The sequence below is a fragment of the Paraburkholderia sp. UYCP14C genome (genome assembly GCF_004197395.1).
In the GTDB taxonomy this organism is placed as follows: Bacteria; Pseudomonadota; Gammaproteobacteria; order Burkholderiales; family Burkholderiaceae; genus Paraburkholderia.
In genome coordinates, this window is the sequence record NZ_SELS01000058.1 from 33489 (window position 1) to 52106 (window position 18618).

General features: G+C 62.4%; 20 protein-coding genes and 4 tRNA genes. 12 read left to right on the plus strand and 12 right to left on the minus strand.

Features of this window, described 5'->3' with window-relative positions; translation table 11 throughout:
- Positions 1 to 31 precede the first annotated feature (31 nt).
- Positions 32 to 508: a hypothetical protein gene (locus EVC45_RS35115; protein ID WP_129962742.1), complete on the minus strand. Its 477-nt coding sequence runs from the start codon at positions 506 to 508 to the stop codon at positions 32 to 34.
- Between the two features lie 291 nt (positions 509 to 799).
- Between EVC45_RS35115 and EVC45_RS35120 the strand changes: the two genes are divergently transcribed.
- The 3 genes from EVC45_RS35120 to EVC45_RS35130 all read left to right on the plus strand — a co-directional run bounded on the left by EVC45_RS35120 (position 800) and on the right by EVC45_RS35130 (position 2950).
- Complete coding sequence (locus EVC45_RS35120) at positions 800 to 2020, plus strand: Bcr/CflA family multidrug efflux MFS transporter (protein WP_129962743.1); 1221 nt, start codon at positions 800 to 802, stop codon at positions 2018 to 2020.
- Positions 2021 to 2232: 212 nt separating this feature from the next.
- Complete coding sequence (locus EVC45_RS35125) at positions 2233 to 2463, plus strand: hypothetical protein (protein ID WP_129962744.1); 231 nt, start codon at positions 2233 to 2235, stop codon at positions 2461 to 2463.
- A gap of 82 nt (positions 2464 to 2545) precedes the next feature.
- The gene (locus EVC45_RS35130; protein ID WP_129962745.1) at positions 2546 to 2950 is read left to right on the plus strand and encodes a RidA family protein; all 405 of its coding nucleotides are present in this window, start codon (positions 2546 to 2548) and stop codon (positions 2948 to 2950) included.
- Positions 2951 to 3047: 97 nt separating this feature from the next.
- Here the strand turns inward: EVC45_RS35130 and EVC45_RS35135 are convergent.
- From EVC45_RS35135 to rph, 4 genes are all read right to left on the minus strand, one after another.
- Positions 3048 to 3137 (minus strand) — tRNA-Ser (locus tag EVC45_RS35135).
- A 55-nt stretch (positions 3138 to 3192) separates the two neighbouring features.
- Positions 3193 to 4422 carry a radical SAM family heme chaperone HemW gene (hemW, locus tag EVC45_RS35140; RefSeq protein ID WP_129962746.1) on the minus strand — a complete coding sequence of 410 codons (1230 nt, stop codon included), beginning with the start codon at positions 4420 to 4422 and terminating at the stop codon, positions 3193 to 3195.
- On the minus strand, positions 4419 to 5093 hold the full coding sequence (gene rdgB, locus EVC45_RS35145; RefSeq protein WP_129962747.1) for an RdgB/HAM1 family non-canonical purine NTP pyrophosphatase: 675 nt from the start codon (positions 5091 to 5093) through the stop codon (positions 4419 to 4421). The genes hemW and rdgB overlap by 4 nt, the downstream gene beginning before the upstream one ends.
- Positions 5090 to 5827 carry a ribonuclease PH gene (gene rph, locus EVC45_RS35150; protein ID WP_129962748.1) on the minus strand — a complete coding sequence of 246 codons (738 nt, stop codon included), beginning with the start codon at positions 5825 to 5827 and terminating at the stop codon, positions 5090 to 5092. The genes rdgB and rph overlap by 4 nt, the downstream gene beginning before the upstream one ends.
- 337 nt (positions 5828 to 6164) lie before the next feature.
- Here rph and EVC45_RS35155 point away from each other — a divergent pair, with 337 nt between their 5' ends.
- The 5 genes from EVC45_RS35155 (at position 6165) to EVC45_RS35175 (ending at position 11121) form a co-directional block, all read left to right on the plus strand.
- Entirely contained in the window at positions 6165 to 7088 is a 924-nt protein-coding gene (locus EVC45_RS35155) for a YicC/YloC family endoribonuclease (RefSeq protein WP_129962749.1), read from the plus strand.
- 19 nt (positions 7089 to 7107) lie between these two features.
- Positions 7108 to 7791, plus strand: a complete 684-nt coding sequence (gene gmk / locus EVC45_RS35160) for a guanylate kinase (protein ID WP_129962750.1) — start codon at positions 7108 to 7110, stop codon at positions 7789 to 7791.
- A 60-nt stretch (positions 7792 to 7851) separates the two neighbouring features.
- Positions 7852 to 8055, plus strand: coding sequence for a DNA-directed RNA polymerase subunit omega (rpoZ, locus tag EVC45_RS35165; RefSeq protein WP_008921215.1), 204 nt, complete (start codon positions 7852 to 7854; stop codon positions 8053 to 8055).
- A gap of 99 nt (positions 8056 to 8154) precedes the next feature.
- On the plus strand, positions 8155 to 10515 hold the full coding sequence (locus tag EVC45_RS35170; protein WP_129962751.1) for a bifunctional (p)ppGpp synthetase/guanosine-3',5'-bis(diphosphate) 3'-pyrophosphohydrolase: 2361 nt from the start codon (positions 8155 to 8157) through the stop codon (positions 10513 to 10515).
- Positions 10516 to 10635: 120 nt separating this feature from the next.
- Positions 10636 to 11121 (plus strand): phage protein NinX family protein, encoded by a 486-nt coding sequence (locus tag EVC45_RS35175; RefSeq protein ID WP_129962752.1) that lies wholly within the window; start codon positions 10636 to 10638, stop codon positions 11119 to 11121.
- A gap of 69 nt (positions 11122 to 11190) precedes the next feature.
- Here EVC45_RS35175 and EVC45_RS35180 read toward each other — a convergent pair.
- The 3 genes from EVC45_RS35180 to EVC45_RS35190 form a co-directional block, all read right to left on the minus strand.
- Positions 11191 to 11267: transfer RNA gene (locus tag EVC45_RS35180), tRNA-Arg, on the minus strand.
- A 74-nt stretch (positions 11268 to 11341) separates the two neighbouring features.
- A tRNA-Arg gene (locus EVC45_RS35185) sits at positions 11342 to 11418 on the minus strand.
- 74 nt (positions 11419 to 11492) lie between these two features.
- Positions 11493 to 11569: transfer RNA gene (locus tag EVC45_RS35190), tRNA-Arg, on the minus strand.
- 123 nt (positions 11570 to 11692) lie between these two features.
- Here EVC45_RS35190 and greB point away from each other — a divergent pair.
- On the plus strand, positions 11693 to 12262 hold the full coding sequence (gene greB / locus EVC45_RS35195) for a transcription elongation factor GreB (RefSeq protein ID WP_129962753.1): 570 nt from the start codon (positions 11693 to 11695) through the stop codon (positions 12260 to 12262).
- Between the two features lie 134 nt (positions 12263 to 12396).
- On the opposite strand, the gene EVC45_RS35200 is transcribed toward greB, so the two are convergent.
- Positions 12397 to 13545 (minus strand): porin, encoded by a 1149-nt coding sequence (locus EVC45_RS35200; RefSeq protein ID WP_129962754.1) that lies wholly within the window; start codon positions 13543 to 13545, stop codon positions 12397 to 12399.
- A gap of 524 nt (positions 13546 to 14069) precedes the next feature.
- Positions 14070 to 14318, minus strand: a complete 249-nt coding sequence (locus EVC45_RS35205; RefSeq protein WP_129962755.1) for a hypothetical protein — start codon at positions 14316 to 14318, stop codon at positions 14070 to 14072.
- 399 nt (positions 14319 to 14717) lie between these two features.
- On the opposite strand from EVC45_RS35205, the gene EVC45_RS35210 reads away from it, so the two are divergent.
- Together EVC45_RS35210 and EVC45_RS35215 are read left to right on the plus strand one after the other, a co-directional pair.
- On the plus strand, positions 14718 to 14921 hold the full coding sequence (locus tag EVC45_RS35210; RefSeq protein WP_129962756.1) for a cold-shock protein: 204 nt from the start codon (positions 14718 to 14720) through the stop codon (positions 14919 to 14921).
- Between the two features lie 332 nt (positions 14922 to 15253).
- Entirely contained in the window at positions 15254 to 16402 is a 1149-nt protein-coding gene (locus EVC45_RS35215) for an exonuclease domain-containing protein (RefSeq protein ID WP_129962757.1), read from the plus strand.
- A gap of 39 nt (positions 16403 to 16441) precedes the next feature.
- Here EVC45_RS35215 and EVC45_RS35220 read toward each other — a convergent pair whose 3' ends face one another.
- Both EVC45_RS35220 and EVC45_RS45865 read right to left on the minus strand, forming a co-directional pair.
- The gene (locus tag EVC45_RS35220; RefSeq protein ID WP_129962758.1) at positions 16442 to 17038 is read right to left on the minus strand and encodes a chorismate mutase; all 597 of its coding nucleotides are present in this window, start codon (positions 17036 to 17038) and stop codon (positions 16442 to 16444) included.
- Positions 17039 to 17325: 287 nt separating this feature from the next.
- Positions 17326 to 17475 (minus strand): hypothetical protein, encoded by a 150-nt coding sequence (locus EVC45_RS45865; protein WP_008921206.1) that lies wholly within the window; start codon positions 17473 to 17475, stop codon positions 17326 to 17328.
- Positions 17476 to 18145: 670 nt separating this feature from the next.
- Between EVC45_RS45865 and EVC45_RS35225 the strand changes: the two genes are divergently transcribed.
- A complete protein-coding gene (locus EVC45_RS35225; protein WP_129962759.1) occupies positions 18146 to 18346 on the plus strand; it encodes a hypothetical protein in 201 nt (66 codons plus the stop codon).
- Positions 18347 to 18618 lie beyond the last annotated feature (272 nt).

The following is an 18618-nucleotide window of genomic DNA, read 5'->3' on the forward strand; positions in this document are numbered from 1 at the left end:
GGGCGGTCGCGGCGGCGCGCGTCTGGCCTGGCTAGCCTTGGCTTGCCGGTGCGGGTATCGGCGGCGGCTTGCGCTTGCCGGTCAATTCGGCCCAGCGCTTCTCCAGCGCGCCTTCGGCGATCGGCTTGATGATCGTGCCGGAGCTTTGCGCATCCCACGTCTGCACCGAGAACGGATGCACGCGCAGTTGATCGCGTGGGATGACCGGCGCGTGATGCGCATCGACGAGCCAGTCATAGACGAAGTCGATGCACAGCCGGTAGCCGCGTTTGGTCGACGCGTCGGGGACCTCGTAGGGCGCGCGCGTCACGTAGCCCGAGCCGAAGATGCCCTTCGGCTCCTGCGCGACGCGATGCAGGAACACGCGATCGCCCGGCAGGATGCCGCGCGCGAAGCCGCAGCCCCACGCGTCGGACACCGCTTCGCCGGCCGCCACGCGTTTCGCGAGGTCGGGCAGCTCGGGCCACGGCCATTTTTTGGGGCTCCAGATCAGCAGGAAGGCGGTCATCGCGGGTTCGAACGGGATCAGGGGAAGGGTGTTGCGCGATGTCGAGCGCGGATGGGCGGCCCGTCAGGCTGCGCATACGGAGGCGCGCCGGACGGCCGGACTTGCAGGCGGCAGCTTAACCGATCGACGGTGATTGCGCCGCGCCGCGCTGTCGCGCAACGTCCACGTGGCCTGCCACGCGCGCAGTCAGCGGGTTAACCGTCGCGTACAATCGAGCCGGTCAGCTGGTGGTCGTTGCCGCTTCACCCGTTCCGCTGCCGATGCCGGCGCGGCGTTCCATCCGGATTTCCCATGTCTCACGTCGTCAAACGCCGGCCCGATGGCCGGCTGATCCTGTTGCTCGGCGCGCTGGCCGCGTGCGGGCCGATTTCCATCGACATGTATCTGCCGAGCCTGCCGACCATCGCGCAGGCCTTCGCGGTCAGCACGGGCGCCGCGCAATCGACGCTGACGAGCTTCATGTTCGGCTTCTCGATCGGCATGCTGCTCTACGGTCCGCTGTCCGATACGTATGGCCGTCGGCCGATCTTGCTTGGCGGCATCGTCATGTATGCGCTCGCGAGCATCGCCTGCGCGCTGTCGATCTCGATCGGCTCGCTGGTCGGCTTCCGCTTCGTGCAGGCATTGGGCGCGGGCGCGGCGTCGGTGCTCGCGCGCGCGATCGCGCGCGACGCGCACGAACCGGGCGACGCGGCGCGCGTGCTGTCGATGATCGCGATCGTCACGGCGATTGGTCCGCTGTTCGCGCCGCTGATCGGCGGACAGTTGCTGCTGGTCGGCGGCTGGCGCACGGTGTTCGTCGCGCTGACGCTGTTCGGTTCCGTGTGCGCGGTGACCGCATACCTGAAAGTGCCGGAGACGTGGCCACGCGAGATGCGCGCGCAGTCGGCGCTCCTGAAGTCGTTCGGCGCGTACGGCACGCTGCTGCGCGATCCGGTCGCGTGGGGGCATATGTTGTGCGGCGGCATGGCGTTCGCGTCGATGTTCGCGTACATCACGGCGACGCCGTTCGTGTACATCGAGTATTTCCACGTGTCCGCGCAGCACTATGGCTTCCTGTTCGCGCTGAACATCATCGGCATCATGTTCGGCAATTACCTGAACACGCGGCTCGTCGGCCGGCTCGGGCCGGTGCCGATCATCTCGTTTGCGGCGACCGTGAGCTTCGTCGCGTCGCTGTTCGTGTCGATCGTGTCGCTGACGGGGTGGGGCGGCCTGTGGTCGATCGTGTTCGGGCTGTTCTTCGTGGTGGGCGTGGTGGGCGTGTTGTCCGCCAACTGCACGACCGATCTGATGCATCGCTATCCCGCCAACGCGGGCGCCGCGGCGGCCGTGTTCGGCGCGGTGCAGCTCGCACTGGGCGCGTTGTCGAGCCTCGCGGTCGGGCTGTGGCAGGACGGCACGCCGAAGGGCATGGGGATCGTGGTCGGCGTGGCGGGCTGCCTGTGCTTCGTCGGACGGCTGCTCGTGATGCGCTGGCACGGGACGAAGTTGCCGGTTGCGGCTGTGTGAGCGGTGTTTGGGTGCTGCGCTCGAGCATTGCGCGAGCGCTGTGAAAGCGGCGTGAAAAGTGTGTGACGATCGTGCTGCTCCGGCTGTGGACATCGGCCGCCGCGTGAGTTCACCGGGCGCGTCTCCGGAAAACACCTGGTGTTGCGCGCGCACCACCGTGCGTCGCGGGTTGCATTGCTATGATGAAGTCACTGTTCCTCGGAGCGGCAATCATGGCGATCAAAGACCTGATGAACGGCGAACGGCATTTTGCCGCATTCGCCGAAGCGCAACGGCTGGCCGACAGCGGCGCTTACTACGACTACACCGACATCGAATACGTCTTGCGCTTTGATCACGGTTTGACAGATGTATCGGCTCTGCTCGATGGCCAGTTGATGCATCGCGATCTGAATCGTCGTTGTGCGGATGCGCGCGAAAAGCTCGAGATGGCGGACGCGTGATGCGTGCTGTGGCGTGCGCGGGTTCGTGCTGAATCGAGCACGGTTGTGAACCGCTCCGAGATTTTCCCTTCTGGAGTGATTGATGACCGATAGCGCGCACGCCTCACATTTGCCTCACACCGACAATCCCGCCGCGCTTGCGAAGCCCGGTGGTCACTACAGTCATGTCGCGGTCGCGAATGGCTTCGTCTTCGTGTCCGGGCAATTGCCGATCAATGCGCAAGGCGAAAAGCTCGCCGATGCGTCGTTCGACGCGCAGGCCGAACAGGTTCTGGCCAATGTGAAAGCGGCGCTCGAAAGCGTCGGCAGCAGCGTCGCGCAATTGGTGCAGGTGCGCGTGTACGTCGTCGATGTCGAAAACTGGGCGAGCTTCAATCAGATCTACGCGCGCTGGGCCGGTGATGCCAAACCGGCGCGCGCGGTCGTGCCGGTGCCACAGTTGCACTATGGGTTCAAGATCGAGGTTGAGGCGGTGGGGGTGGTTTAGTTCGTGAGGGCGGAGAAGGAATGCGCCGCTTTTCAGAGCCGCAAAAGCAAAACCCCGTCGTTCATCAGAATCGACGGGGCTGCAATGCCACAGAATCTGGCGGAGGCGGTGAGATTCGAACTCACGGAAGGATTGCTCCTTCGCCGGTTTTCAAGACCGGTGCCTTAAACCACTCGGCCACACCTCCAAGCCGCGAATTGTAACCTGAAAAGGTTTCGCTGCCGAGTCCAGGCAGTCCGCCATCACTGCGGATCTTTCAGGAACAGCTCCTGCAGATCGTTCAGAAACGCCTGCCCAAGCGGCGTCGGCGCGATCCGTTCGTGGTCGCGCGTGATCAGCTTGCGGCGCTCCGCTTCCTGCAACGCCGGCTCGATCGTCGTGATCGACAGACCCGTGCGCTCGATGAATCGATGCACCGGAAATCCTTCCACCAGGCGCAGTGCGTTCAGCATGAACTCGAACGGCAGATCGCGAGGGCCCACCTCGTGCTCTTCCTGCACGCCTGCCCCGGCCTTGGCCTGCTCGATGAACGTGGTCGGATGCTTGTAGCGCGCCTGGCGCACGATGCGATTCGGAAACGACAGCTTCGTATGCGCGCCCGCGCCGATGCCGAGATAGTCGCCGAAACGCCAGTAGTTCAGATTGTGTTTGCTCTGCCGATGCGGCTGCGCATACGCGGATACCTCATAGCGCCCATAGCCGGCCTCGGCGGTGCGTTGATGAATCCAGTCCTGCATGTCCGCGGATGCGTCGTCATCGGGCAGCGCGGGCGGGAACTTGGCGAACAGCGTGTTCGGTTCGAGCGTCAGGTGGTACAGCGATAGATGCGGCGGCGCAAACGACAACGCCGTTTCTACGTCGGCCTGGCATTCGGCGAGCGTTTGCTTCGGCAGCGCGAACATCAGGTCGAGGTTGAAGTTGTCGAACGTGGTCGCGGCGACTTCGACCGCGTGGCGCGCCTGCGCCGCATCGTGGATGCGGCCGAGCGCCTTCAGATGCGCTTCGTTGAAACTCTGGATGCCCACCGACAGCCGGTTCACGCCGCTCGCGCGAAACTGCGCGAACTTGTCGGCTTCGAACGTGCCGGGGTTCGCTTCGAGCGTGATTTCCGCGTCGGCATCCAGCGGCAGCAGCGCGCGAATGTCCGACAGCATGCGATCGAGCCCCGCCGCCGACAGCAAACTCGGTGTGCCGCCGCCGATGAACACCGTATGCACCTGACGGCCCCAGATCAGCGGCAATGCCATTTCCAGATCGGCGCGCAGCGCGTCGAGGTAGTCGTTCTCCGGGAACGTCTCGCCTTTCCACTCGTGCGAATTGAAGTCGCAGTACGGGCACTTGCGCACGCACCACGGAAAATGCACGTACAGCGCAAGCGGTGGTAGCGACGTCAAACGGATGCCGCCCGGCGACGTGAATGCCTTCACGACACCGTTGCCGATGTCTGCCGGCGTCGATCGGATCGGAATCACGCTTCCTCCGACAGACGCGCGAGCAATTGCCGCAGTGCGATCGCGCGATGGCTGCTGGCGTTCTTGACCGCCGGCTCGAGCTCGGCGGCGCTCGCGTTCAGCGACGGCAGATAGAAGTACGGGTCGTAGCCGAAGCCATGTTCGCCGCGCGGTGCATCGAGAATTTCGCCATGCCAGCGGCCTTCGGCGATCAGCGGTTCGGGATCGTCCGCGTGACGCACGAGCGCGAGCACGCAGTAGTAATAGCCGCGGCGATCGCTCGCGCCGTGCAGTTCGGTGACGAGGCGCGCGTTGTTTGCCGCGTCGCTCTTCTCGCCGCCGGCGAGTTGCGCGAAGCGTGCCGAATAGACGCCCGGCGCGCCGCGCAGCGCGCGCACGCAAAGGCCAGAGTCGTCGGCGAGCGCGGGCAGGCCGGTCAGCTTCGCCGCGTGACGCGCCTTGGTCAACGCGTTCTCGACGAAGGTGGGATGCGGCTCTTCCGCTTCCGGCACGTTGAGCTCGCCTTGCGCGATCAATTCGATGCCGGCCGCGCCGAGCAGCGCCGCGAATTCGCGCAGCTTGCCCGCGTTGTTCGACGCGAGCACGACTTTTTTCAACGGCATGCCCGACGTGGCGCCCTGAGCGTCGTTCTGAGCTTGACTCGCGCCGCCGTTCTGACGAACCTCATTCACTGCTGCACTCCCAGCGCCTCTTTCTGCTTCGCGATCAGCGTGCGGATGCCGTCGTTGGCGAGATCGAGCAGCGCATTCATTTCGTCGCGCGAGAACGGCGCGCCTTCCGCGGTGCCCTGAACTTCGACGAAGCCGCCCGCTCCCGTCATCACGACGTTCATGTCGGTATCGCACTGCGAGTCTTCGTCGTAGTCGAGGTCGAGCACCGGCACGCCGTCGTACACGCCGACCGAAATCGCGGCGACGTAGTCGTTGATCGGCGAGCTTTCGAGGCGCCCCGTCGCGAGCAACCTGGCGACCGCGTCATGCGCGGCGACGAACGCGCCGGTGATGCTCGCGGTGCGGGTGCCGCCGTCGGCCTGGATCACGTCGCAGTCGAGATTGATCGTGCGCGCGCCGAGCTTCTCGAGATCGAACACCGAACGCAGCGCACGGCCGATCAGCCGCTGGATTTCCTGGGTGCGGCCGGTCTGCTTGCCGCGCGCGGCTTCACGGTCGCTGCGCGTGTGCGTGGCGCGCGGCAGCATGCCGTATTCGGCGGTGAGCCAGCCCTGGCCGCGATCGCGCAGAAACGGCGGTACGCTCTCGCTGACGCTCGCGGTGCAGATCACCTTGGTGTCGCCGAACTCGACCAGCACCGAGCCCTCCGCATGCTTCGTGTAGTGGCGCGTGATGCGCACGTCGCGCAACTGGTTGGGCTGGCGGCCGCTGGGGCGTTGGGTGTCGTTGCTCATGTCGGAATAGGTTGCGATGGATCAGGAGAGGCCGGAAGAGGGGCGGAGGAAAAACCATAATTTTACCGCCGATCGGATAGGGCGGTTGCCCATGCGGATCGCACGCAAAGTTGCGGGTGCCGACAGCGGCGCGAGTGTGCGAAGGCTGTCGCGGCTGCAAGCGGCAACGGATGGCAATAAATCGACGGCGTGGCGAGCCGCGTCCCTGCTCGCTCGCGAGCGGATGCTGCGGCCAAAAATGGGATAATGCCGGTTCCCCGCCCCGCGTCTCGTACACGCCGGGCGATCCGCTTCTCAGGCCATCGTCGAACGCATGGCCGCAATCGCGAGATATACGATGATCTATAGCATGACTGGCTATGCGAGCGCCACGCGCGAACTCGTGGCGTCTTCGGGCACTGGCGGCGTCAGCGTATCGGTCGAATTGCGCACGGTGAACTCGCGCTTTCTCGATCTGAACTTCCGCATGCCGGAAGACGTGCGCGTCGTCGAACCGACGCTGCGCGAGATGCTGATGAACAAATTGTCGCGCGGCAAGGTCGACATTCGCGTGAATCTGCAGCGCAGCGAGCAGTCGGCGAACGCCGGCGCGATCAACCGCGACGCGCTCGCGCAACTCGCGCAGCTGGAACGCACGGTGCTCGACACCTTTCCCGAAGCCGGCCGTCTGCGTACGGGTGAGATCCTGCGCTGGCCTGGCGTGCTCGCCGAAAGCGGCATCGCACCCGAGATGCTGCGCGACGCGGTGCTCGCGTGCGGCAAGCAGGCGATCGCGGACCTGATTGACGTGCGCGCGCGCGAAGGCGCGCAACTCGCGACGATGCTGCTCGCCAACGTCACCGAAATGGAGACGATCGTCACGAAGATCACGCCGCTCGTGCCCGAGCTGATTGCACGGCATCAGCAGAAGATCGTCGAGCGTCTGCAGGAAGCGCTCGGCATCGCCGCGCCGGATGCGGCCGCGACGATCGTGTCGCGCGAAGAGATCAACGAGCGGATTCGTCAGGAAGTAACGATGTACGGCATCCGCATCGACATCGCCGAAGAGCTGTCGCGCCTCACCGCGCACCTGAACGAAACGCGGCACGTGATCGAGAAGGGCGGCAAGGTCGGCAAGCGGCTCGACTTCATGATGCAGGAGCTGAACCGCGAAGCGAACACGCTCGGTTCGAAGGCGGCGGCGAAGGAACTCGCGGATTCGTCGATGACGCTGAAGCTGCTGATCGAACAGATGCGCGAGCAGGTACAGAATCTCGAATAAGGCTGGAGCACTACACATCATGACCGACCATCACCCACGCGAAACCGGCGCGCCGCGCCATCCGTACGCCGGCGCATATCCCGGCAATCTGTTCATGGTCGTCGCGCCGTCGGGCGCGGGCAAGTCGACGCTCGTGAACGCGCTGCTCGCCGGCGACGACGCGATTCGTCTGTCGATCTCGTACACGACGCGCCCGCCCCGTCCGAAGGAGCAGGACGGCGAGCACTACCACTTCACGACCGTCGAAGACTTCATGGCTCGTCACGACGCCGGCGAGTTTCTCGAAAGCGCGGAAGTGCACGGCAACTACTACGGCACGTCGCGCGTGTGGATCGAGGAGCAGATGAAAAACGGCCATGACGTGCTGCTCGAAATCGACTGGCAGGGCGCGCAGCAGGTTAAAAAGCAATTTCACAACGCGGTGGAAATTTTCATTCTGCCGCCGTCGCTCGAAGCGCTGGAAGAGCGTCTGAAAAAACGCGGCCAGGACGAGCCGAACGTGATCACGCGACGTCTGCTCGCGGCGGGCGGCGAGATGGCACACGCAGCCGAGGCGGAGTACGTCGTGATCAACGAGAACTTCGATCGCGCGCTGGCTGAGTTGCAGTGCCTCGTCGGCGCGACGCGTTCGCGTTTCGCGTCGCAGTACGCGCGTCACACGCAGCTTTTCATGCAGCTCGGCATCCACCTGCCGCACGCGTGAGCGCGGCGTGGTGTCAGGCACATAAGGTAGAATAAGCAACATACTGAGAAGGAACCCAACATGGCCCGCATTACCGTCGAAGACTGCCTCAAACAGATCCCGAACCGTTTCGAACTCGCGCTTGCCGCAACCTATCGCGCGCGTCAGCTCGCTCAAGGCCACACGCCGAAGATCGAAAGCCGCGACAAGCCCACCGTCCTCGCGCTGCGTGAAATCGCGTCGGGCCAGGTCGGCGTCGAAATGTTGAAGAAGGTGCCGGTCTAAGGCGCACGGATTTTCGTTTTCGACTTGCCCGGTATTCGCCACACCGGCTTGCCCAACGTGCAGAACTGTGTCCAACCCTGACCGCTACCGGAGGCGACCATGAGTGCTACCCCGCCCACCGCCACGGAAGCGGAACACGACACCGACTCGCCCTCGTCTGCACGCAAGTACATCGACGCAGTCCTCGAGCAATCGTTTCGACATCTGTTCGGACCGACTGCCACGCCGGAGCAGCCGCGCCGGCATGACGTCGTCTCCATCGCCAATCTGACGTCCGCCTTATCCGGCTATCTGCAGCCGGAAGAAATCAAGGACATCAAGGCGGCGTTCCACTTCAGCGACGAAGCCCACCTCGGCCAGTATCGCCAGAGCGGCGAGCCCTACATCACGCATCCGGTCGCCGTCGCGGAAATCTGCGCGGGCTGGAACCTCGACGCCCAGTCGATCATGGCGGCGCTGCTGCACGACGTGATGGAAGACCAGGGCGTGACCAAGGCGGAGCTCGCCGAGCGCTTCGGCGCGAAGGTCGCGGAACTGGTCGACGGGTTGTCCAAGCTCGACAAGATGGAGTTTCGCAATCGCGAGGAAGCGCAGGCGGAGAACTTCCGCAAGATGCTGCTCGCGATGGCGCGCGACGTGCGCGTGATCCTCGTGAAGCTCGCCGACCGGCTGCACAACATGCGCACGCTCGGCGCTGTGCCGCCGGAGAAGCGTCGCCGCGTCGCGCGCGAAACGCTCGACATTTACGCGCCGATCGCTCACCGGCTCGGTCTGAACAATACCTATCGCGAACTGCAGGACCTGAGTTTCGCGAACTTCAATCCGCACCGTTACGCGACGCTCGAAAAAGCCGTGAAGGCGGCGCGCGGCAATCGTCGCGAGGTGGTCGGCAAGATTCTCGAATCGGTGCAGCGCGCGATTGCGGACGCAAAGATCGACGCCGAAGTCACCGGCCGCGAGAAAACCATCTTCAGCATCTACAAGAAGATGCGCGACAAGCAACTGTCGTTCTCGCAGGTGCTCGACGTGTATGGTTTTCGCGTGGTCGTCGAGAGCGCGCTCGAATGCTATACCTGCATCGGCGCGCTGCATGCGCTGTTCAAACCGGTGCCGGGCAAATTCAAGGATTACATCGCGATCCCGAAGGTGAACGGCTATCAGTCGCTGCACACCACGCTCGTCGGCCCGTTCGGCGCGCCGATCGAGTTTCAGGTGCGCACGCGCAAGATGCACGAGATCGCCGAGGCGGGCGTCGCCGCGCACTGGCTGTACAAGAACGGCAGCGCGGATCTGAACGACGTGCAAAAGCGCGCGCACCAGTGGCTGAAGTCGCTGCTCGACATTCAGAGCGAAGCGGGCGACTCGAGCGAATTCCTCGAGCACGTGAAGATCGACCTGTTCCCGGACGCGGTCTACGTGTTCACGCCGAAGTCGAAGATCATGGCGCTGCCGCGCGGCGCCACCGCGCTCGACTTCGCGTATTCGATCCACAGCGACCTCGGCAACCAGTGCGTCGCGGTGAAGATCAACAACGAGCTGTTGCCGTTGCGTACCGAGCTGAAGAGCGGCGACATCGTCGAAGTCATCACGGCACCGTATTCGAAGCCGAACCCGGCGTGGCTCGGCTTCGTGCGCAGCGGCAAGGCGCGCTCGGCGATCCGTCACTATCTGAAGACGATGCGCCTGAACGAGTCGGTGCAGCTCGGCGAGCGTCTCGTCGATCAGGCGTTGAAGGGCTATGGCCTCGCGCTATCGGATGTGACGCCGGAAGCGTGGGAAAAGCTCGTGCAGTGGACGGGCAATAAGAACCGTCAGGAAATCTTCGCGGACATCGGCCTAGGCCGGCGGGTCGCCGCGGTGATGGCCAAGCGCATCGAAGTGCTGATGAACGGACGCGACGGCGACGACGATGGCTCGCGCTCCGAGTCCGGCTCTGCGCCGCATGCGCCGCCGGTCGTCATCACCGGTACCGAAGGCATGTCGGTGCAACTGTCCGCGTGCTGCCGCCCGATTCCGGGCGACGACATCATGGGCTATATCGGCATCGGTCTCGGCATGGCGATCCATACCACCGACTGCCGCGTCGCACAGCGTATCCACCGGCGCGATCCGGGCCGCTGGATCGACGTCGCGTGGGCACCGCAGCCGGGGCGTCTGTTCGATGTCGCGGTCAAGGTGCTGGTCAAGAACACCAAGGGCGTGTTTGCCCGCGTAGCGGCCGACATCACGTCGGCGGACGCGAACATCGTCCATATCGCGATGGACGAAGATCTGTCGCAGGAATCCACGATTCTGCGCTTCGTGATTCAGGTCAGCGACCGCGTGCATCTGGCTAACGTGATGCGGCGCGTGCGCACGAATCCCGATGTCATGCGCATCGCGCGTGAGCGGCCGAGCGAAGAGGGGCATCACCGCCACGACGGCGGCATGCGCATCGACCGCGAGCGCGCGGATTACTGAACCTTCTGACTGGGCGCCGCCGCGGTTTTGAGCGGCGCTGCGGGCGCTAGTCAGGCATCTTTCGCGCGGCTCAAGATGCTTCTGAACGCAAGTCTCACCTGAACCTCAGGGAGAACGCAATTGAACATATCCGACCTCGCTGGCGTGGCGCTTGACTACTGGGTCGCGCGCGGCCTCCACGACTTCGTGCGCGAAATCTACTTTACCGATAGCGGCGAGACTGTTGCGATCCGCGGCAACGATCGTGGCCGTCCGTGGGACGGGCGTTTCACGCCTTCCACGTCATGGGAGGCGGCTGCCGTGGTGCTCGAGCGCGCGATGCGGCTCGATGTGCGCGAGCAGAGCGAGAAAGGCGCGGTATGCGTCGCTGAGTTCAAGGGCGGACATCAAGCCTCGGAGGGGAGCGGCGACTCGCTGCGCATCGCTTTGCTGCGGGCGTTCGTCGCGAGCCATTTCGGCGACACCGTCGACGACGTGCTGCGCGAACGCCAGGCACTGACCGGCGTGCGGGCCAAGACGATCAGCGAGCAAACGGTAGACGGGGTCGTCGAGGACTTGCCGCACCCGGACGGGCAGATTGGGGATATTCAGTCGCCGCCGCGATGAGGCTGCTCGCGCACGGCATCGTGCGCCAGAAAAGACAAAGGGCCTTCCGGTTGGAAGGCCCTTCATGGGTGGCGCGGCTGGCAGGATTCGAACCCACGACCCCTTGGTTCGTAGCCAAGTACTCTATCCAACTGAGCTACAGCCGCACGCAAAACGGTGATGCTTACTGCAAAAACCGGTGAAACCTGAAAACTCCCGGTAAGGAAGCTCTCGAATGAGGTGGCGCGGCTGGCAGGATTCGAACCCACGACCCCTTGGTTCGTAGCCAAGTACTCTATCCAACTGAGCTACAGCCGCACGCAAAACGGTGATGCTTACTGCAAAAACCGGTGAAACCTGAAAACTCCCGGTAAGGAAGCTCTCGAATGAGGTGGCGCGGCTGGCAGGATTCGAACCCACGACCCCTTGGTTCGTAGCCAAGTACTCTATCCAACTGAGCTACAGCCGCACACAGAAACGAGATTATAGCCAACAGAATTGAAAAATGGAAGCCCATCACGGCGATTTGTGTCGCGGGCCCGATCGTGTAACCTTTTACAAGGTTGATGCTAGCTGCTGTTAATGGATCATTATGAACAAGGCCTTTGTCAAAGAGTCGAGCGAAGACAACGACGACGATCTCGATGTCGCCCAGCCCGACGTGCCTGCAGGCACCAAAAACTACATGACTCCCGCCGGTCATCGGCGTATGCGCGATGAATTGCTGCATCTGATCGATGTCGAGCGGCCCGAGGTCGTCAAGCTCGTGTCATGGGCTGCGTCGAACGGCGACCGCTCGGAGAATGGCGACTACATCTATGGCAAGCGCCGTCTGCGCGAAATCGACCGGCGCATCCGTTTTCTGACCAAGCGGCTGGATCTGGCCGAGGTCGTCGATAGCAGCCGGCAGGAGAACGTCGATCAGGTGTTCTTCGGCGCGACGGTCGACTATGCGACCGAGGATGGCGAAGAGCGTAAGGTGACGATCGTCGGTGTCGACGAGGTCGACCTGGACATCGGGCACGTGAGCTGGATTTCGCCCATTGCGCGCGCGCTGCTGAAGGCTAAAGTTGGCGATACGGTCACGCTCTACACGCCGGCCGGCCCGCAGCCGATCGATATTCTCGACGTCAAGTATCCAACGCCTGATAGCGGCCGCTAGGCCTCTGGCGAGAACCTGGGTTCACGTGTCCGCATGCAATCTGGCGCGAAGCGGGGCGATGGACCCGGTTCAGCATGGACACAAAAAAGGCGCCGCGAACGGCGCCTTCTCTACTGCCAGTCTTTGCGCAGTGCCTAGAAGCGGTGACGCAGACCAGCCGTCACAGCGACCTGCTTGTTGTTGCTCGAAGCCGCGCCGAGGCCATTGATGTTGGCGTCGACGATCGAATCTTCGTTGGCCGCCTGATAGACACCCTGCAGGTACACGTCGGTGCGCTTGGACAGCGCATAGGCGGTTTGCAGGTTGACCTGGTTCCAGTGCACGTGCGTGCTCGACAGGTTCGCGCGGGTGTACGTGTACGCTGCCGCGAGGCTCAATGCCGGCGTCAGAGCGTAACGGGCATTCGCTTCGAAGTTCTGGAACTGGGCGCTGTTGGTCGGGAAGCCGATGCCGCCCGGCATGCCCGATGCAGCCTGGCTGATGCCGGCGAGGCCGTGCAGGTTCGTTTGCGAGTACACGAGGCCGACCGTTGCCGGGCCGAACGCGTAATTGGCGCCTGCGCCCCACGTTTGCTGGCGTTGCGCGAAGAACGTGTTGTCGCCCGACACCGCGCCACCCGAATTGAACGCTGCGGACGCGCTGGTCGAGCCGTTGCTGTTCAGTTGCATGTACGCGGCAGCGACATTCAGGCCACCCCAGTTGTACGACGCGCCCGCGCTGTATGCGCGGTTGTTCGCGAAGCCGGCAGCCTGGTTCGAGAAGCCGTACAACGCGCCGAACTTGAAGCCGCCGTAGTTCGCGCTCTGGTACTTGACCGAGTTGTCGATACGGAACGAGTTGTTCAGGTTGTCGTTGTCGAACGGGTGGGCGAACTGCGTGCCGCCATATTGCGTGCCGGTCAGCGCCAGCGGGCCGACGTAGTCGACCATGCTGTCATATTGACGGCCGAGCGTGACGGCGCCGAACTGGTTGCTCGACAGACCGACGAAAGCCTGCCGGCCAAACAGACGGCCGTTCTGCTTGAGCGTGCCGTCGTTGATGCCGAAGCCGTTTTCCAACGTGAAGATGGCCTTCAGACCACCGCCGAGATCTTCAGCGCCACGCAGGCCGAAGCGGCTGCCGTTCACTGAGCCGCTCGTCATTTGCCAGTTGCTGTGGCCGTGCTGGTTGTTCGTATAAGTGATACCGGCATCAATCAGGCCATACAGGGTGACGCTACTTTGCGCGTGCGCTGCCGTGACGAAAACGCCCGACAGGGCGGCGACCATGAGTGTCTTCTTCATTGATATAACTCCAAGAGCGAGAGAGGTATAAAACCCTGGCTTAGGAGACCTTCACGCGAGCGCTGCGAGAGGCGGAATTCGCATGAGAAGCGCGTTGACCTGATTCGCGCCGGTTTCCGATTAGGCAGAGTGTAGAGAGACACTTCCAGGCGTTGGCGTTCCGATTCACGCAATAAAGTATTACGCAAGGAGAAACGATCGCTAATTACCATTCGAGCCTTATGTGCAAAGGCTTTCCGCCTCACTCGGCGGATTGGCGGCTGAATTTTCTTAGAGCGCGTTGCTGATTCGCGACATCGAGCGATGCGGAAAAACAACGGGACAAAATGCGATAAAAAGATTGTTGTTATTGCGGCAATAGACGATTGTTAATTGTGCGAATAATCGAAATCGCATACGACCGCTATACTGTAATTTCTGCTTTCCGAAGCAGACTTTTTCGTTGACGAAAAAGATCTCCAAACCTTTGTCGGCGCGACCTTCCAGTCGCGCTTTTTTATGGCGAACGACCTTCGCGGATTCGCCTAATGAGCGGGCGCGGTGCCTTCCGCGTCGTCCCAGTCTGCCTGGGCGGACACGCTCCAGTCTTCCATCACATAGCGGCGCGCATCCATCGGCGAGGAGAGCAGGTTTTGCCAGTGGTCTCCGTGCCACATCGGATCGAAGTCGTAAACGGTGGATGACTCCGCGGTCCGAGCGGGTTGGTCTGGAATGACCTTGGCATGCGAATGCGTGAGCCAGGCGAAGAGATGGCGAACTTCCTTGAACAGCATGGCAACCTCCTGAAGCGCATCGCTACAACTGATTTGCATCATGCGAAAGGGGACGCGCTGCAACAAGTCGGACAAACACTTACGCAAAGAGGGATTTTGTTACATTCGCATTGCATATTGCCGAAAATTTTTCCGTTCACGAGACCGGGTATATTTCATCCAGGTAAATTTGACAGGGTGATATATATTTCCACGATTTGAAGTCTTATCTTTTTATGCGCTAAACGCATATGAAAAGTTTACTTGACTGCCATTCTCTGTTCCCCGTATAACGGCAAAGCCGAATTTCATTGGCTGGTTTCTGGTTTTTGTCTCAATCAGAATATAGGCAACTGAATGGGGCTAGATCGATTCAAGGGCATTGCCCGCTTTGGATAAATCACAGAGGGAAAACAGGAAATGGAAACTGGTGTCGTCAAATGGTTCAACGATGCTAAGGGTTTTGGCTTCATTACGTCGGATTCGGGGGGCGAGGATCTGTTTGCGCACTTTTCGGAAATCCGCAGCGAGGGCTTCAAGTCGTTGAAGGAAAACCAGCGTGTGTCGTTTGAAATCAAGACCAGCCCGAAGGGCAAGCAGGCGGCCAACATTCAGCCGCTGTAAATACGCTGCGCCGGGCACGCTGTCCCGCGGTCTGAAGTGAAAAACCCTCGCCGTCGTGCGAGGGTTTTTATTTTTATCCAGATGCCCCCGCGAGTTCGAGATTCTGTAACTGCACGGTTCAGCGATACGGATTATCGTCGGAAGATAATGCATCGAAGCGAACTGACCGCGCCCGGATTAATGGGCTGTTCAAGTGTATGCGGGGAAGCGGAGCATAATCGACGGCCTATGCCCACGCACAGTTTCCACCCGCGCACGCGCCGCAAGCTGGATGCGCCACGTCCAACTGGTGCATACTTGCCGCAAATTCATGCGTCCGAATCCCTTGTCCCATGTCTGAACTGCTTTCGCCGGAACCGGCACTCGATACACCGATCGTTTTCGTCGACCTCGAAACGACAGGCGGCTCCACCAGCGAGCACCGCATTACCGAGGTTGGCGTCGTCGAAGTCGGGCCGGCTGGCGTATCACGCTGGAGCAGCCTGATCGACCCGCAGCAGCCAATTCCGTCGTTCATCCAGCAGCTGACCGGCATCACGAACGACATGGTGCGCGGCGCACCGACGTTCGAGTCGATCGCGCCCGCGCTGTTCGAGCGCCTGAACGGCAAGCTGTTCATCGCGCACAACGCGAGTTTCGATCGCGGATTTTTGCGCAGCGAATTTCGTCGGGCGGGAATCGCGTTCGATCCGGACGTGCTGTGCACGGTGCGGCTGTCGCGCGCGCTGTTTCCCGGCGAGAAGCGCCACGGTCTGGATGCGCTCGTCGAACGCCATGCGCTGGTGCCCTCCGACCGCCACCGGGCGCTCGCCGACGCCGATCTGATCTGGCAGTTCTGGCAGCGTCTGCCGACGCTGGTGCCGCTGGAAGCGCTGCGCGCGCAGATCGAGCGCACCACGCGGCGCTATCGGCTCGCCGGCGACATCACCGAGGATCTGCTCGACACCGCGCCGGCGGGCTGTGGCGTGTACGCGTTCTATGGCGAAGGCGATGCGCCGCTGTATGTCGGCCGCAGCGTGCGCGTGCGTCAGCGGCTGCGCTTGCATCTGACCGGCGAGCGCCGTTCGTCGAAGGATATGCGGCTTGCGCAACTGGTGCGCCGCGTCGAATGGCGCGCGACGGGCGGCGAACTCGGCGCGATGCTCGCGGAGGCGCAGTGGATCGCAACGCTGCGGCCGGGACACAACCGCTTGCCGCGTGTGACGAAGAGCGACCCCGCGAACGCGCCGTGGCCATTCGAGGGGCCCATCGTGTTCGAGGAGCGTGAGGACGCGCAGCGCATCTTTCACGTGGTCGATCGTTGGCGCTACCTCGGGCACGCACCGTCGCTCGTCCAGGCGGCGCAACTGCATGCGTCGATGATGGCGGGGTCGTTCGAACTCTCGACGTACCGTATCCTGCAAAGCCATCTGGCGCGTGGCTTGCGCGTGATGCCGTTGAGCGTGTCGCGCGACACGCCCGAGTCGAGCATCGTCGCGTGACGCTTATCCGGCGTGCACGCGCCGTGGCGCTCCCAGAAATCAGCCGGTCGCGCCGACTCCGCCCGTCTCGCACACGTGACCTAGCGCACGCGTCAGCGCGCTCGAGTGCGCCGAGTCATAGCGCGTCAGCGCTTTCCAGTTAGCCAGCGATTGCGCGACGCGCGACGGACAATCGTCCGCCGTGCGCATCGGCTGCACGCGCGACAGACTCGCCATCAGCGATTGCGTCAACTTGTCGAGCTGCGGTCGCGTGCTGGTCGCGAGATCGGGTGCGGGACCTTGCGGCGGCTGGGTGCGGCGCCAGTTTGCGAAGAGCGCGTTCTGGACGTCCTTGCTCGCTTCGATCTGATCCCGAAAGAACTCGCGGGCGAACGCCGGGTCGACGTTTGCCGCCGCGGCGCGCTTTTCCACTTCGGCGAGCAGCGCGTTTTCGCGCGGCGTGTCGGTGATCGGCTGGTGGTTCGCCCACTTCCAGCGCGCGACCGGTTCGGCAAGCGCAAGACGTTGCGAAACCAGTGCGATCAGGTTGGTGAGCGCGGTGTCGTCGCCCTCGGCGAGGGCGGGGGCGGGTGAGAAGGCGACGGTGGCGGCGATGGCGAGCGCGCATGAGACGCCGAAACGGTGCAAACGATTCATGGGGTGAACTTGGCCGGGTAGCCGTTGAATGAAAAACCAGAAGAATAAATGATGCGCGGAAAACGGCGCGTATCGGGCCAATCCACACGGATCGTCGGAGGGGAGGGGCGGCGCGAGGAGCACGCGCGCGTTCGCACGCTCGAGCCGCGTGGCCCAGCGCTGCAGCAGGGATCAGGCGACCTGATCCAGCGTCATGACCGAGGTGTCTGACGCGTAGTAATGAGGGCGCGAGTATTCGCTACCCGTGAATTCAACGAGCGCGAATGCTGCGCCGCACCAGTGGTCCGTTACTTCGGGTCGCACGACTTGCGTTGTTCGTCGAAGAAAGCGCGAACATGCTCGGGCAGCTCGGCTCCCAGAAACTCGACGGCCACTGGTTCCGGATCCGGGTAAAAAACTTTGTCCGGGGTCGGAATCTTCGGTGGTTTGGCATCCATGATCTTTCTCCTTTGCGAACCGATTATCGGCCTCGTTCCCCGTGTCGCACCAGTGTCCGCTGCGAGTCATACACACTCTGTTGCTTTAACGGCACAAGCCGACACATCAGCAGAGGGATTGAATAAAATTTATCGTCTGACTATCGCTTGGCTTTCGCGATCTGCTTGATCCGCTTAATTGCCAGCGCGAAATCATCTCTGTGCCGCTCCCTCCGCCATTCCCTTCCGTGGCCTGCCTGGCCTAGGTTTCAGCACGACCGGTCGATATTGTCGCTGCGCTGCACCTAACATTTTCGTGTGAATAACACGTGACAAAACTTGTGCATCGCCGCATCGGCAAGATTTTCGCTTTTATGAACTGAACGTTCGTAATTTGCCGATTGCATAACTGCCGGCCTAATTCTTTGTAAACGGCAGATTCCGCGTCGCGTTGACCGCGCAAAACACTATTTATAGATTTTTGTCGTTAATTAACTGGCTCATAGTTGGCTAGCAAACGCATTTTCCGCATTGCTGTGACAAAAGGACCTCATTTGGTGACAAGTCACACACAGCGCGTCAGGTTTCCTATGATTGAAGCGACTATTGATCGCCCGATGTGCGTTGGCATACGGTCGCGCAACGTGCGACGCGGATGATGACAATCTTCATTGTTCAGGGAGAGATCGCGATGGAAAACGCTGTCTACTGGAACGGACGTCAGGTTGGCATCGAGTGCGCCGGCAAGATCCTGTGGTTCGCGTCGGCACCCGCGGAAGCGATAGCCGCATACGGCGCGCCGCACCAGCAGCCTACCGCGCCGGCGGATACCGTGGTCGCGCGCAACCTCGCGATGCCGCGGTCGTACGACCCGCTCCGCGCTCCCGAATAGGCAAGCCGTGCGTTGAGCCTCGCTGTCGCGCCGCGCGATGATCGGTAAGGCTCACCCATGGCTCAACAGGGGATGGAATCGAAAGGCGGGACGGAGCCTATCGCGCCCGCCTCCTGATGATCAGCAGTGGCTCGCGCAACGGCGTGCGATTCGGATGATCGTGCGAAGCAAGACGCGCGACAGAAAAACAAAAAGTGTATCGGCTCCGGTTGTCTGGACAAGCTTTTGCAGCTCAGGCGGCCAGCTTCATCAGCCTTTCCTGACGGGCTTCG